Genomic DNA, 15,491 nt, shown 5'->3' on the forward strand with positions numbered 1-15,491 from the left:
TAAGAGAATAGACCTAAGTTTCTTTTTTGTTGCTTATGATATTTCAGTATATATTTGTAAAGAATGAAATAAAAAAAGACAAAGACCGATCTTTGTCTTTCTTATCATTATTCATTTGTATCCAAGCCGACTTCCTCATCATTTAAATTCATGTTGATTTTCTCATCACTATTCCACAAAACAACCTGCTTCTTTTCGTTGATATCCGTATCATTTGTTTTCAATTTTGCCTCGACTTTGTATTCTCCCGGAAGAAGGGGGCCGACTTTCTTTTCATAAATGGCTTCGTTGGCCTTAATGACTTGTTCACCATTCACCATTAAGGTGGCATGCTTAGAATTTGTAGTGATCGTCAGATAAACTGGATCGATTTCAATTGAATAGTTGTCCGGCAGCCAGGAATTCGTATTCTTTTTCAGTGTTAAAAATCCTTCAATCCTGGGCTGTTCCTTACCTGATTTGGATGAATCATCATCATAATATCGGGATTGTTCATGGAGAACTGTCAGAAGGCTTTGGGTGTAATCAGGATTTTTTTGAAGGTAATCCATCAAGATCTTTGTATTTTCTTCGTCAATAACCAGGTCTTCATTTGATGAGGTTAGAATCCGGGAGAGCTGATGTACATTTTGATCGGCGAGAGCGGTCTCAACTTTTTTGACAAGAGTATCCTTATCGAGAAACGGTCCCTTTATAAAATAAAAGCTAACGAATAAAATGACAGTAAGTATAATCATTAGGGATATTTTAAATAGTGGGGATATTTTTAGATTCGCCATTTTCCTCACACCACCTTTAGGATTGGGTCATAAGTAACGGTTGCTTACTTCTACTATATCGGCATATCGAAGATAATTTCAAATAATACATATTGAATTTTTTATGACAAAAGACAGTAACCATCTATATGTATAGTATACTTTCAACCCAGAGGAGTTAGAAGACCAAATTAATCAATCGATTAATGAATAGGCCCAAATAAAATAATCACCCGTCAAGATACGGATGATTGGTTACTTGAAAGCAACAATGGAGGAAAAGTGAGAAAGAAAATAAAGCGAAGGATTGTATATTTATCTTTTTAGAAGTGAACAGAGGAAAAGACCTTTAACCTACGTTCCTGCCCTACAAATATACTTGAGGTAAGGAACCATCCGATTGGCGATGATTAAAATGTCCGACGCTGACTGACTGCATTTAGGATAAAGATCTTTTCTTGTTTAGAAAGCATTCTCCAACTGCCTGCTCGGATTCTCATAGTTTCGCGCCTCCCTTTTTATACATAATTTGGAATAGTTGTACTCTATTTATACCGTAAAAAACACGAAGTAAAACAAAACAAATACCAACAAATAGTCATTTTAAATGAAATGGTTAGCCAGCAACTGTGGAAAAGTGATAGGGAAACCTGTATAACGGCTATCTGAATAGCAGAAGGTGTCGGTAAAAAGTTTAAGAAATTTATAAAAAAGAACGTTTATTAGGGGATTAGACTTATTGTCATCATGGGAATCTTCTCAAATGTTCCGATGGCAGCTATTTCTTTCCGACATATTCTATAAACCAACTACCACTATCCATCAAACTTCAGGAAATCTTGTTGTCCAGAATATACTGTCGCTAATCAGCTCGTCATCTAGCGGAGGGCACAGAAAGTTGGTCCCGATATATACATCTATTGGATTCTCCGCTTTTCTCCCTACTATTTAAAGCTATTCCTGTATGTAAAAATGTCCTCCTCCAGAGGAGGGCATCTTATTCGTTAATACCTGGTTTATTTTCATGAGCTTCCTCGAATTGTTGACCGATGGCGGATAGAACAGCGCCAACGGCTTGAATCCAGCTTCCCAATGCAACATAGAATTGTCCCTCCTGCTGGTCATTAACTTGAATTTTAACGCCGAATGCTTGGATGACACTGCCAATGGTTTGGATAATATTACCTATTAAGATTTCTGTTTCTCCTAAAGTGGTTTGATCGCCTAATTCATCAGCTGCACTGACTCCGCTGCCTAATGCCTGTAATTAATTACCCTGAATCGCAATATTCGTATTAGTAGGTTCAGGGAAAACAACAGCAATTCCAGTAATGACTTCCAAGGCTCCGATACTAGATATAACATTCCCTGCATATTCAAGTGAGGATTTATTATCTTGCCCGTCTGCGGCTAAGCCGGCACCGACTGCTTCCAGTGCATTCCCGACTAAATTAAGTTCTCTTTGTATTTTGTTTGATAATCCAGTGTTTGGAGTAGAGCCGATGGCTACAACAATGGCTCCGATAGCCGTCAGCCAGGCTTCAACTATTTCTTTCATTTGATTTGACACCCTATCACATCCGTTTGTGGATAATCGTTATAGTGTATTCCGAGGATTTGGTGATGGATTGGATTTTAGTGAAAATTAAAAGCCTCCGAGGAATGATCGGAGGCTTAAGGCTGGACGTTATTTATTTTTGAAATATACATTTAAGCCATTTAAAATACCCTGTGCTGCTTTCTTGTGATAGCTGGTTTGGGAAATGGTTTTTTCCTCGGCTGCATTTGAAAGGAATCCGAGTTCGAGCAGAGCGGCGGGCTGTTTATTATCTCGTATGACTCGATAATTACCATATTTAACTTTACGATTTTTCAAGCCAGTAGCTTTAATTAATTCACCATGTATGGCATTTGCCAAGGTGCTATTATGATGATAAAAAGTTTCTATTCCAGATGCTGATGGTACATTTGGTGCATTATTGTAATGAATGCTTAAAAACGCATCTGCTTTTTTAGAGTTACTGAGTGCTGCTCTGTCTTCTAATGAAATAACGGTATCATTACTGCGTGTCATAATGACGGTTGCACCGGCATTCTTAAGTAGGGTAGCCAGTTGATTGGCCGTACTTAGATTAATATCCTTTTCCATTATTTTTAATTTTACACCAATAGCTCCCGTTTCTGAGCCGCCATGACCAGGATCAATAACGATGATTTTTTCCTTCACACTCTTGTATACCAGTGTTTGGCTTGGAATCCATCCAATCAGACCGGATGTCAGCTTGACCTGTGTAAAGTTGCCTTTTGTAGTAAGTTTTATCACACTAGTGTTTTTAGCAACTGAGGCTAAAATAGTAGATTTAGAGTCAGCCTCCTTGTACAGGGAGGTGTTGGCGGTAGTGTAAAGGTATTCTATTGCAGCCAATTCGGCCTTTTTAGTTGATATATATTGCATAGCAACCCAACCAACTTTACCATTGGAGGTTTTGATTTTCCCCCAGGATCCACTTTTTTGCTGAAGAGTAACAGCAGCATTTTTCTTCACGGTGGTAATAACCTTGGAAGAAGTACTTGCTGAAGCGCGAACATTTAAGCTGGTTGCTGTGACATAGTAGGTACCGAGATTCGTCGAAGTCACCGGTTTCTTAGTAGAAATATAGGATAAAGAAACCCAACCAACTTTACCGTTGGAAGTTCTGATTTTCCCCCAGGATCCACTTTTCTGCTGTAGAGTCACCGCAGCATTTTTCTTCACAGTCGTGATGACATTGGAAGAAGTGCTCGCACTGGCGCGAACATTTAGACTAGTAGCTGTGACATAATATGTACCCAGATTTGCTGTGGCAGTCGTTGGCTTTGTCTTAGTCACGCTTGAAGCAGGTACCCATCCGGTCACCTTTTTGCTTGAATAATAGACTTTAAGCCAGTTTCCTTTTTGCCCTTTTACTGAAACGGCTATGCCTTTTTTAATAGTTGCCAGAGATTTGGCAGAGGAAGAAGCTGTTTGTTTAATGGACAGGTTGTCTGTCCCTGCATAGCCAGTCCAGCTTACATAGGTAAGATAAGAACTCGATACCCAACCCGTTTTTTTATCATATGTAATCTTACTCCAGTTATTTTGTTCTGATTGAACAGTTACTACCTTGCCCTTTTTAATTTTTCCTACTATAGAGGATTTGGTCGAAGGTTTAGACCGGACATTTAATGTGCTGGCATTGACTTTAGATGAGTAGCTGGCAGCATCTGCTTTCTCCGGTAACATAGTAATGAAAAAAGATAGCATAATCAGCAGACTGACAGCTTTAATAGAGAGTTTCCTCAAAATATCACCTCTTACATAAACTATTCTATTTTTTAATCGGACAAATCTATCAAATCTAATGTGTTTCTTTAAGAATGTGAAATAGATTTTTCCTTATGGAGCGTAAAGGCCCATATATTAAAATATAATAGAAGGCTAGAAGGGGTAAATAAGAAAAAGGTGTTAATTATGTATGGAATTTATAAGTGAAAAGCACCCAAAAATCAAACTGCATCAAATATGTTAGAAGTGTCTAACAACTGGGGCGCAGTTCAAATAGGGTGCTTTTTATATATAGTCTTCGGTTTCCTTTGAATAGGAAGCTGTAAATTGAAATACTATTATTTTTGTTTGAAATATACATTCAAGCCATTATAGATTGCCTGGGCTGCTTTTTTATGATAGCTGGTTTGAGAAATGGTTCTTTCTTCAGCTGCATTTGTAAGAAATCCAAGCTCTAGCAAGGTAGCTGGTTGTTTATTACTCTTGATGACTTGAAAATTACCTTGTTTAACTTTCCTATCTTTCAACCCTGTTGCTTTAATCAATTCACCGTGTATAGCACTTGCCAGACTACTATTTTGATAGTAATAAGTCTCTATTCCAGACGCGGTTGGTGAGTCTGGAGCTGCATTGTAATGGATGCTTAAAAACGCATCTGCTTTTTTTGAGTTACTGAGTGCTGCCCTGTTGGCTAATGAAATAAAGGTGTCATTGCTACGAGTCATGATGACGGTGGCCCCGGCATTATTCAGTAAGGCTGCCAATTGATTGGCTGTACTTAGATTAATATTCTTTTCCTTCGTTTTTAACTTTACCCCAATAGCTCCCGAATCAGATCCGCCATGCCCTGGATCAATAACGATGATTTTTCCCCTCACACTTTTGGAAACGATCAGTGTTTTGCTGGTAATCCATCCAATCTGGCCGGATGTCAGTTTTACCTGTGTAAAGCTACCATTTGTATTCAGTTTCATCACACTAGAGTTTTTTGAAACTGAAGCCAATACGGTAGATTTTGAGTCAGCATTTTTGTACAGAGAAGTATTGGCGTTGGTAACCAGGTACTCCGTTTTATTTGATACCGGCTGTGGTGTTTTCGTATTGAATGGTTTTTTAGTTGAAATATGTTTCATAGCAACCCAGCCGATTTTACCGTTAGAAGTTTTCACCTTTCCCCAGGTACCGCTCTTTTGTTGAAGAGTAAGGGCAGCATTTTTCTTCACAGTCGTGATGACTTTGGAAGATGTGTCCGCCTTCTGACGTACACTTAAACTGCTAGCCGTAACATAATAGGTTTCAAGATTCACAGCCGGTTTTTTAGTAGAAAGATAAGAGAGACTTACCCAGCCGACTTTACCGTTAGAAGTTTTCACTTTCCCCCAGGTACCGCTTTTCTGTTGAAGAGTCACCGCAGCATTTTTCTTTACTGTAGTGATAACCTTAGCTTTAGTGTTGGCTTTCTCACGAACATTCAAGCTAGTAGCTGTCACATAATAGGTTCCAAGATTCATAGCCGGTTTTTTAGTAGAAAGATAAGAGAGACTTACCCAGCCCACTTTACCGTTTGAAGTCTTCACTTTCCCCCAAGATCCACTCTTTTGTTGAAGAGTAACCGCAGTATTTTTCTTTACTGTAGTGATGACCTTGGATTTGGTACTGGCTTTCTCGCGAATAGTCAAGCTGCTAGCTGTCACATAGTAGGTACCAAGATTTGCAACCAGTTTTTTAGTAGATAGATAAGAGAGACTCACCCACCCAACTTTACCATTAGAGGTTTTTACTTTCCCCCAAGATCCACTTTTTTGCTGAAGAGTAACCGAAGCGTTTTTCTTCACGGTTGTGATGACCTTTGCTTTTGTGCTCGCTGATGCACGAACATTTAGGCTGGTAGCTGTTACATAATAGGTTCCCAGGTTCGTTGTACCAGTTGCAGGCTTTGACTTTGTCAGACTTGAAATGGATACCCAGCCTGTTATCTTTTTACTGGAATAATAGACGTTAACCCAGCTTCCCGTTTGCCCTTTTACTGAAACAGCTGTCCCAATCTTAATAGTTGCAAGAGATTTGGCAGAGGAAGAGGCTGTTTTTTTTATGGACAGATTATTAACTTTTGCATACCCAGTCCAATTGACATAGGTAAGATAGTTGCTCATTACCCAGCCGGTCTTCTTATCGTATGTAATTTTGCTCCAGTTATTTTGCTCAGATTGAACTGTGACCACTTTGCCTTTTTTGATTTTTCCGATGACAGAGGATTTGGTAGTTGCCTTGGAACGGACATTTAGGACATCAGCATTGACTTTAGATGAAAAGCTGGCGGCATCTGCTTTCTCTGGTAACAGAGTAATGATAAATGATAGCAAAATCAGCAAACTGGCAGCTTTAATAAAATATTTTCCCAAAAGTTCTTTCACCTCTTTTTTATTTATTCTTTTCTTTTCATCGGATGAATCGAATAGATTTAAAGAGGTTTGTTAAAGAATGTAAAAAAACTAGGATGAAAATAGGATATCTAAATTTTTTAGTGAGTAGTATTTCCTGAAATATATTTTAGTGGAGAAAGGAAAGAGTGAACTGGAGATTTTATTGGTTAAGACTCAAAACAAAAAACACCCAAAATGGGTGCTTAGATACTCTTTCAATCAAGTGAAAATAAATTATAAAAATGGTAACTTTATAAGTTTGATTAATACAAAATCGAATTTATCATATTTAAACTTCAGAGTTTCTTATTATATTCCAAATAACTTCAAGACCTCTTTACTCCAAACCTCTATACCTTTTTCATTCGGAGCGCTCTTATCTTCTTTCAGGTACTCCATCAACTCGGCTTCATTTGTATAATCAGGCCAAGCTTCCCAATGATCGATATAAGTAATTTTCTCCTCTACTGCATATTCTTTTAATGCGTCTACTTGTTTAGGGTAGATAGTGGCATTTGGAATAGGGTGAGTAGGCATAAGAATTACGTATAGGTCTTCGTTCACCGACTTCAATTCTTGGATAATCGTTGCAATGTTATCGTGATTATCCTCCACTTCAACATTACCATTATCGGCTAGGGTAAGGGCTTCAAGAATAAGAACATCTGGCTCAGTTTCTTGATAATCACTGATTAGGCCTTCTTCTATTAATTGGGTGGATGTACCTGCAAACTCTATATGAGATACCGTCACACCATCTTCGAATTCTTCTTTTATTTCCTGACTGAGGGTTTTTCCTAAACCGATATCTTGATTTCCCAATGCTTTGGAGCCGGCGATCAAGACGTTAGCTTTTTTATGCTTGCTGACTCCTTTTTCAAGAGCGCTCTTTAGTTCTTGATTTTCAACACCTTCAAATGAAGAGGAGGGCTTCACTTCTTTTTTTGGTTCAGCTTGCTTCTTTTCATTCTCCATGGCAACAGTTTGTTCAATTTGATTACTCCAGTATGTTTGTCCAAAAACTATAACAAGAACGGTGAATATTGTGAGTAAAAGCATTGTGACATATTTCATTTTCCTTCCTCCGGATGATAAATAATTTTTATATTCTATATTGTATTGAAAAATGAATCTATTTATCCTCTCGTGGGTTAGTTGCGTTACTTAACCTAATGAGAGAGAGGATGACTCAGTTACAGTTTAACGCAGACATTATTTTTTTGAAAGAGTCTGAAATAAATTCATATTGTAGTAATCCTTATAAATATAATAAAATTATATTATATTTAATTGAGTAATTAATAAAAAAGGCGACTTCTTATACATAACAGTTTGAACATTCAGCTCGGTATAACAATATGAAAATTTCAGAAAAATGAATTTGGAGTATTATTTTCCACTTCCGTATTTAGGTATTTTCCATTATCTTAAATAAGGGGAGTTTTTTAGTATGAAGTAAGTGTGACAATTTAGATAGAGAAATCATTAAGATTTTTAGATGGACAATGTGAATCTAATCACAGATAGAAACTCTTGCATAGAGAAAGTGTGGGTGAATTTATAATCTCAGACAGGATTAATTTATGAAAGAACAACGCGCACACTACATTTTATAATTGAAAAAAATAAATAAAATTCCCGAAAAATAAAGGATTTTTTGTCGTTTTATTGTATAATACTTAATATTATGTTAATCGGAGGATGAAATGGAAGAAACTATCAGCTTGAAGGATTTGTTTGAAACCTTAAAAAAACGTGCATGGTTCATTATCATGATTACAGTTTTGTCAGTTTTGATAAGCGGAGTAACAAGCTTTTTTATTTTGACTCCAATCTATCAATCTTCCACACAGCTGCTTGTCAATCAAGCGAAGGGTGAAGAAACTACTTATAACTACAATGAGGTTCAAACGAATCTACAACTCATCGAAACATACAACGTCATTATGAAGAGTCCAGCCATATTAGATAAGGTCATTGAGAAATTAAATTTGGATTTATCAGCAGGTGAACTAACTAATAAAATCACCGTTGCCAGTGAGCAAAATTCTCAGGTAGTGAATGTATCGGTTACAGACGAGGACCCACACATGGCGGCGAAAATAGCCAATACAACTGCGGAGATTTTTAAAGAGGAAATCGTTGATATTATGAATGTCGATAATGTTAGTATCCTAGCGAAAGCAACAGTTTCAGAGAATGCTTCACCGATTAAACCACAGCCACTACTTAATATCGCGGTTGCGATGGTAGTCGGACTAATGATTGGTGTCGGAATAGCCTTCTTGATGGATTATTTAGACAATACAATTAAAACCGAGCAGGATATCGAACGAATCCTTGATTTACCGGTTATCGGTGTGATTGGTGTTATTGAAGAAAGTAATGCTCAAATGGAGTCAAGAGCAAGAGCTAAGCGATCAGGAAGAGGTGTGCAGCATGGTGCGTAAGAAAAGCAAACAGATCGGGAACGGCAAACAAAGGAAACTTATCACGTATTTTGAACAAAAATCACCGATTTCGGAGCAGTTCCGTACGCTGCGAACAAATATTCAATTTTCTTCGGTAGACGAGGAAATGCAAACGATTATGATTACATCCTCAGGACCAACAGAAGGAAAATCGACAACAGCTGCCAATATAGCCGTGACTTTCGCCCAGCAGGGGAAAAGAACCTTATTCATAGATGCTGACCTACGCAAACCTTCTTCGCATTACACGTTCTCGTTTACGAACAGCGTAGGGTTAACAAGTGTATTAACAAGACAAATAGAGTTTGAAAAGGCATTACAAATTGTTGAGCCTCTAGGCTTACACGTGTTGACTAGCGGCCCCCTACCGCCAAACCCAGCAGAGCTATTATCATCAAGAGCGATGGGCGAATTAATTACCCAGGCAAAGGAACATTTTGATATCATTATTATTGATACACCACCGGTGACTGCTGTAACCGATGCGCAAATCATTTCGAATCTTTGCCAAGGAGTCGTTCTGGTAGTAAGCAGCGGACGAACACAGATAGACGATGCTGTCAAAACGAAGGAATTATTATCGAAAACCGGGGCTAAAATCCTAGGGGCTGTTCTCAATAACAAAAAAATGAGGGACAATACGTACTATTATTACGGTAAAAAGTAGATGTTTAGCTAGACTTTTCCATTAAAAGTGAGTAAGATAGACTCATTGATTGGAATAAATATACAACGATTGGGGTTGCTTGATGAAATGATTGACATACACAGTCATATACTGCCAGGTTTGGATGATGGTGCACAGAGTTTAAAAGATTCAATAGACATGGCAAGGCTTGCTGTGAGCGAAGGTATCGATACGATCATCGCAACCCCGCATCATAAAAATGGTGCGTATGAAAATATAAGAACAAAACTATTACCCGAGATTGATCAATTAAATGAACATTTGGAGAAAAACCAAATTCCATTAAAGGTTCTCCCCGGCCAAGAGGTCAGGGTGTACGGTGAATTGCTCGAGGATCTGGAGCAGGGTTTGATTCAAACAGTAAACCATTCCTCTTATCTCTTGATTGAATTTCCTTCAAATCATATACCAAGGTATGCAAGTACATTATTTTTTGAACTTCAACAAAAGGGTATTAATCCAATTCTGGTCCATCCGGAAAGGAATATGGCCATTGTTGAAAATCCAAATCTCCTATACGACTTTGTCCAAAAGGGCGTCAGCACTCAGCTTACATGCGGTAGCATCGCAGGTAAATTTGGGAAAAAAATTAAAAAAGTATCAATGGATTTACTATCCTCTAATTTAATTCATTTTGTGGCATCTGATGCACATAATGTATCAACAAGACAATTTTGGATGAACCAGGCATTAGATGAAATTGAGAAACAATTTGGTTTGGACCAAATTTATTATTTCGAAGAAAATGCAGAGTTACTCATTAGCGGGCAGACGATCATGAGAGAAATGCCGCAGCCAGTCAGACAGCGTAAGTTTTTAGGGCTATTTTAATGATAATCATGTAGGTGATGCCTCCTAACCGTTATCAAAGGAGACACTCGGCCATGCTGTGGGAAGTACAATAAACTTCCTTAGATGCAAGTCATCGGTAGGATGGTGTGAGGGTGGGTTAGATGCCCATATTTATTAATGTTTAAGTAATAGATTAGATGTGTGTAAAAAAAACAAAAACGAATATTAAATACCCTTAATATTGATTATGAAACATAGTAATTGCAATTGTCTAATAATTTTTAGTTATTTTTGGTAATTAAGAACTTATACCTAGATATTTTCCTCGGAAATGTAAAATTTATGATCCGTTATATATAGTGATTTTAAAAAGGAGGCTATACCTTGCAAAAAGTAAGGAAAGCAATTATACCAGCTGCTGGACTTGGAACACGATTCCTGCCTGCGACAAAAGCGATGCCAAAGGAAATGTTGCCGATTGTTGATAAGCCAACAATTCAATATATCGTAGAAGAAGCGATTGAATCCGGGATAGAGGATATCATTATTGTGACCGGTAAAGGAAAGAGATCCATCGAGGACCATTTCGATCATGCGTATGATTTAGAGAATAACTTGATGGAAAAGGGCAAGTTTGATCTTCTCGAAAAAGTACAGGCTCCTTCCAAGGTCGATATCCATTATATCCGCCAAAAAGAACCAAAAGGCTTGGGACACGCAATTTGGTGCGCGCGTAATTTCATTGGCGAAGAACCGTTTGCTGTCTTACTTGGTGATGATATTGTCCAAGCAGATAAGCCATGCCTACGCCAATTGATGGATGAATATGAAAAAACTTTTTCTTCTATTATAGGTGTACAACATGTGCCAATGGAAGAAACAAATCGCTACGGAATCATTGACCCGATAGAGCAAAAAGGCCGCCGTTATCAGGTGAAGAGCTTTGTAGAAAAACCAGAAAAAGGTACGGCTCCATCTAATCTAGCCATCATGGGAAGATACATATTGCGTCCCGAAATATTTACGTTCTTAGGTGAGCAGAATATAGGGGCTGGTGGAGAAATCCAGCTGACGGATGCGATTCAAAAGTTAAATGAAATTCAGCGCGTATTTGCCTATGACTTTGACGGTAAACGATTTGATGTAGGAGAGAAATTAGGTTTTATTGAAACATCTATTGAGTTTGCCCTTCAAGATGAAACTTTGCGTTCGGATTTATTACGTTTTATGGAAGAAAAATTAAACTTAATTAAAAAATAAAATATTTTGGAGAAGACCGGACTTTGTATCGGTCTTTTTTAGAGGAGAGATGTTAGAACGTGACGTACCGGAAAAGGCTGACCACACTGGTCCTACTAGACTCCCTTATCGTGTTGACAGCTATATATTGCAGTTATCTTGTCCTTCACCCGTATTTGGGAATTTTCAAAATGGAAACCTTATTAATTACCTCTTTAGCATTATTAACCTGCCATCATGTATATGCATTTATCTATAAACTTTATAACAAGGCATGGGAATATGCGAGTGTACGAGAGTTAATTGCGATAGTAAAAGCTGTATCGTTTTCAATATTAACCACTTCTGTCATTCAGCTAATCGTTTTTCAGGATGTTTACGTACGGGCTTTAGGAATTACCTGGATGCTTCATATCCTATTGATAGGTGGATCGCGATTTTCTTGGAGAGTTATCAGAGATCGTTACATCAGCACATCTGATGCAACAAAAAAGCGTACGTTAATTATTGGAGCCGGTGCAGCCGGAACTATGGTAGCAAGACAACTACTTCATAAGGTGGACTCTGATTTACTACCTGTTGCCTTTATTGATGATGATTCAAATAAACAAAGACTTGAATTCCACGGATTACCGGTGGTTGGTGATACGTCCTTTATTCCGATGGCTGTTGCCTTACATGAGATTGAAGTTATTATTATTGCCATTCCTTCCCTGTCAAAGGGTGAGATAAAACGTATTTACGAGGAATGCTCAAAAACAATGGTGAAGGTTCAAATCATGCCAATGATTGAAGAGATCATGTCTGGTAATGTATCCGTCACACAGTTTAGGGATGTAGAGGTTGAGGATTTATTGGGACGAGAACCGATACAACTGGATATTAGTAGCATTTCTGAATATGTGGAAGGGAAGACGATACTTGTTACCGGTGCAGGTGGATCAATTGGCTCTGAAATATGTCGTCAAATTTGTAAGTTTACTCCTGCTAAGCTCCTGTTGCTGGGGCATGGAGAAAATAGTATTTATTTAATCGATATGGAATTAAGAAAACAATATGGTGACTCTATTGAGATTATTCCGATTATTGCAGATATACAGGATCGAAATCGAATTTTTGATGTGATGGATGAATACAAACCAGACGTTATTTATCATGCGGCAGCGCATAAGCATGTCCCATTGATGGAATATAATCCTCGAGAAGCAGTGAAAAATAATATTCTAGGTACTCAAAATGTCGCAGAAGCGGCAGATACGTTTGGAATCGGTACTTTTGTAATGATTTCAACTGACAAGGCCGTGAATCCCCCTAATGTAATGGGAGCAACAAAGCGTTTTGCTGAGATGATTATTCAGAATTTAGCGAAAGAAAGTAAGACGAAGTTTGTTGCAGTACGGTTTGGGAATGTGTTGGGTAGCCGCGGCAGTGTTATTCCGCTATTTAAGAAACAAATTCAAGCAGGTGGTCCTATAACGGTTACACATCCAGACATTACAAGGTACTTTATGACGATTCCGGAAGCTTCACGGCTTGTGATACAGGCAGGGGCATTGGCTCGTGGAGGAGAAATATTTGTCCTTGATATGGGTGAACCAGTAAAAATCGTTGATCTGGCTAAAAATCTGATTACCCTTTCAGGATATTCGGTAGATGAGATTGGAATACAATTCTCTGGTTTGAGGCCTGGAGAGAAGATGTATGAAGAGCTTCTTAATGAGAATGAGGTTCAGAAAGATCATGTGTTTCCTAAGATCTTTATTGGAAAGGCACAGCCAATGGATAAGCGAGAGCTTTATGAGGTGATTGAGTCACTTCTTGATAAGGATTCAGTTGATATGAAGGATACGCTAGTGGGGATTGCTAATACGAAGTTTGGAGAAAAGAAGTCTTTAGTGGTTGGTAGTTAAGGATTGGTAAAAACAAACCTTGCCAAAAAAATCTACGATAATGACAGAATTGTTGTTTGATAAGAAGAATTGATTGTTGGTTAGTGATTTTAAGAATTGCTAACCAACTTTTTCCTACAGTGATATGGTTTTAACGTTAATTGATAGTGTCTATCTATGAGATGCAATGTTATCAATATGAGATAAAGAGTGGTAGTTAAGAATAATTGAACTGATATAATGGAATATTCGATTGCAAAAACAACATAATAAGTCTCCCCCTCTTTGTAATAAAATTATTAAGTTGCGAGAGTTTTTTATTAGGTAAATGTAATTTTAGTGGTTTAGTAGTTCATTGGAATAGATAAAATCAGCATTCCAATTAAGTCCTAATCTATTATAGATCACATTTTAAGGAGTGTTATAACATGATATATATGAAGGTGAAAAGATTGATAGATCTCTTACTTTCTTTAATTGGATTAGTTATTTTGTCACCATTTATTTTGATTTTAATTATCGCTATTAAACTTGATTCAAGGGGGCCGATTCTGTTTAAACAAAAGCGTGTTGGAATCAATAAGACATATTTCAATATTTTGAAGTTCCGTACAATGAGAATAGATACACCAAAGGACACCCCAACTCATTTACTAGAAAACCCTGAACAGTATATAACTAAAGTGGGTAAGTTTTTAAGAAAGACTTCACTAGATGAGCTACCGCAAATTTGGAATATTCTTGTAGGACAGATGAGTATTATTGGGCCTAGACCAGCGCTGTGGAATCAATATGACTTGATTGCTGAACGGGATAAATATGGTGCTAATGATGTTCAACCTGGGCTTACTGGTTGGGCACAAATTAATGGAAGAGATGAACTTTCTATTGAGATAAAAGCAAAATTGGATGGGGAGTACGTTCAAAAAATAAGTTTTATGATGGATCTTAAGTGTTTCATTGGAACCATCATAAGTGTTGTAAAAAGTGATGGTGTTATTGAAGGTGGGACTGGAACCCGATCTATGCAAGATTTAGCAAGTACTAAGGAGAGGCTATCAAAGTGATAAATATTTTGATCACCGGAGTAAATAGTTATGTTGGCAAAAGTTTTGAAAAATGGATAGAAAACTACCCTGATAAATATAAAATTTCTACCATTAGTTTAAGAGATGAAAAGTGGAGAGAAACTGATTTATCCGCATATGACGTTATCTTACATGTTGCAGGAATTGCTCATGTTTCAACTGACCCTAAAATGGAAGATTCTTATTATAGAATTAATCGTGATCTAACCATTGAGATAGCCAGGAAGGCAAAGGCTGAAGGTGTCTATCAGTTTATTTTTATGAGCAGTATCATTGTATATGGTGACAGTAGTGGTGAGAGAAGAGTAATTGATAAAGATACTATACCAACACCAAGTAACTTTTATGGAAATAGCAAGCTTCAAGCTGAAGAGGGAATTAAACCATTAGAAAGTGAGAATTTTAAGGTTGCTATTATTAGACCACCAATGATATATGGAAAAGGTTCTAAAGGAAACTATTTAAAATTGTCTAAAGCAGCTCAATTATTACCTGTATTTCCGGATATAAACAACGAACGTAGTATGCTTCATATTGATAATCTGTGTGAGTTTATTAGAGTGCTAATCGATAATCAGGAAAGTGGGCTCTTCTTCCCACAAAATCAAGAATATGTAAAGACAAGTGACATGGTTCGTTTAATAGCTGAATGCCACGGAAAACAGATTAAACTTACACAAGTTTTTAATCCGGCAATAAAGCTGTTGGGGTTAAAATTAGGAATCATTAATAAGATATTTGGTAATTTAGTTTATGAAAAAAATATGAGCCTTTATAAAGAAAAGTATCATATACATGATTTAAAAGAATCGATTAAACTAACTGAAAGTAGGAAGTAA

General features: G+C 37.3%; 11 protein-coding genes and 1 pseudogene. 7 read left to right on the forward strand and 5 right to left on the reverse strand.

Annotation, left to right across the window (positions count from 1 at the left end):
• Positions 1 to 107 precede the first annotated feature (107 nt).
• The 5 genes and pseudogenes from FHY45_RS13200 to FHY45_RS13220 all read right to left on the reverse strand — a co-directional run bounded on the left by FHY45_RS13200 (position 108) and on the right by FHY45_RS13220 (position 7,559).
• A complete protein-coding gene (locus FHY45_RS13200; protein ID WP_139892105.1) occupies positions 108 to 779 on the reverse strand; it encodes a TcaA second domain-containing protein in 672 nt (223 codons plus the stop codon).
• Positions 780 to 1,755: 976 nt separating this feature from the next.
• Positions 1,756 to 2,316, reverse strand: a pseudogene (locus FHY45_RS21235) (DUF6944 family repetitive protein).
• A 129-nt stretch (positions 2,317 to 2,445) separates the two neighbouring features.
• Positions 2,446 to 4,080: an N-acetylmuramoyl-L-alanine amidase family protein gene (locus FHY45_RS13210; RefSeq protein ID WP_139892107.1), complete on the reverse strand. Its 1,635-nt coding sequence runs from the start codon at positions 4,078 to 4,080 to the stop codon at positions 2,446 to 2,448.
• Positions 4,081 to 4,400: 320 nt separating this feature from the next.
• Positions 4,401 to 6,464, reverse strand: coding sequence for an N-acetylmuramoyl-L-alanine amidase family protein (locus FHY45_RS13215; protein WP_139892108.1), 2,064 nt, complete (start codon positions 6,462 to 6,464; stop codon positions 4,401 to 4,403).
• A gap of 330 nt (positions 6,465 to 6,794) precedes the next feature.
• Positions 6,795 to 7,559: an SGNH/GDSL hydrolase family protein gene (locus FHY45_RS13220; RefSeq protein ID WP_139892109.1), complete on the reverse strand. Its 765-nt coding sequence runs from the start codon at positions 7,557 to 7,559 to the stop codon at positions 6,795 to 6,797.
• Positions 7,560 to 8,191: 632 nt separating this feature from the next.
• On the opposite strand from FHY45_RS13220, the gene FHY45_RS13225 reads away from it, so the two are divergent.
• The 7 genes from FHY45_RS13225 (at position 8,192) to FHY45_RS13255 (ending at position 15,491) form a co-directional block, all read left to right on the forward strand.
• Positions 8,192 to 8,935 carry a YveK family protein gene (locus FHY45_RS13225; RefSeq protein ID WP_139892110.1) on the forward strand — a complete coding sequence of 248 codons (744 nt, stop codon included), beginning with the start codon at positions 8,192 to 8,194 and terminating at the stop codon, positions 8,933 to 8,935.
• Entirely contained in the window at positions 8,925 to 9,623 is a 699-nt protein-coding gene (locus tag FHY45_RS13230; RefSeq protein WP_139892111.1) for a CpsD/CapB family tyrosine-protein kinase, read from the forward strand. The genes FHY45_RS13225 and FHY45_RS13230 overlap by 11 nt, the downstream gene beginning before the upstream one ends.
• An 87-nt stretch (positions 9,624 to 9,710) precedes the next feature.
• Positions 9,711 to 10,475 carry a tyrosine-protein phosphatase gene (locus FHY45_RS13235; protein WP_139892112.1) on the forward strand — a complete coding sequence of 255 codons (765 nt, stop codon included), beginning with the start codon at positions 9,711 to 9,713 and terminating at the stop codon, positions 10,473 to 10,475.
• 345 nt (positions 10,476 to 10,820) lie between these two features.
• Positions 10,821 to 11,696 carry a UTP--glucose-1-phosphate uridylyltransferase GalU gene (galU, locus tag FHY45_RS13240; RefSeq protein WP_139892113.1) on the forward strand — a complete coding sequence of 292 codons (876 nt, stop codon included), beginning with the start codon at positions 10,821 to 10,823 and terminating at the stop codon, positions 11,694 to 11,696.
• Positions 11,697 to 11,755: 59 nt separating this feature from the next.
• Positions 11,756 to 13,585, forward strand: coding sequence for a polysaccharide biosynthesis protein (locus tag FHY45_RS13245; protein WP_139892114.1), 1,830 nt, complete (start codon positions 11,756 to 11,758; stop codon positions 13,583 to 13,585).
• Positions 13,586 to 13,995: 410 nt separating this feature from the next.
• Positions 13,996 to 14,631, forward strand: coding sequence for a sugar transferase (locus tag FHY45_RS13250; protein ID WP_139892344.1), 636 nt, complete (start codon positions 13,996 to 13,998; stop codon positions 14,629 to 14,631).
• Positions 14,628 to 15,491, forward strand: coding sequence for an NAD-dependent epimerase/dehydratase family protein (locus FHY45_RS13255; RefSeq protein WP_139892115.1), 864 nt, complete (start codon positions 14,628 to 14,630; stop codon positions 15,489 to 15,491). Before FHY45_RS13250 ends, FHY45_RS13255 begins: the two co-directional genes overlap by 4 nt.

The organism is Bacillus sp. D386 (assembly GCF_006346415.1).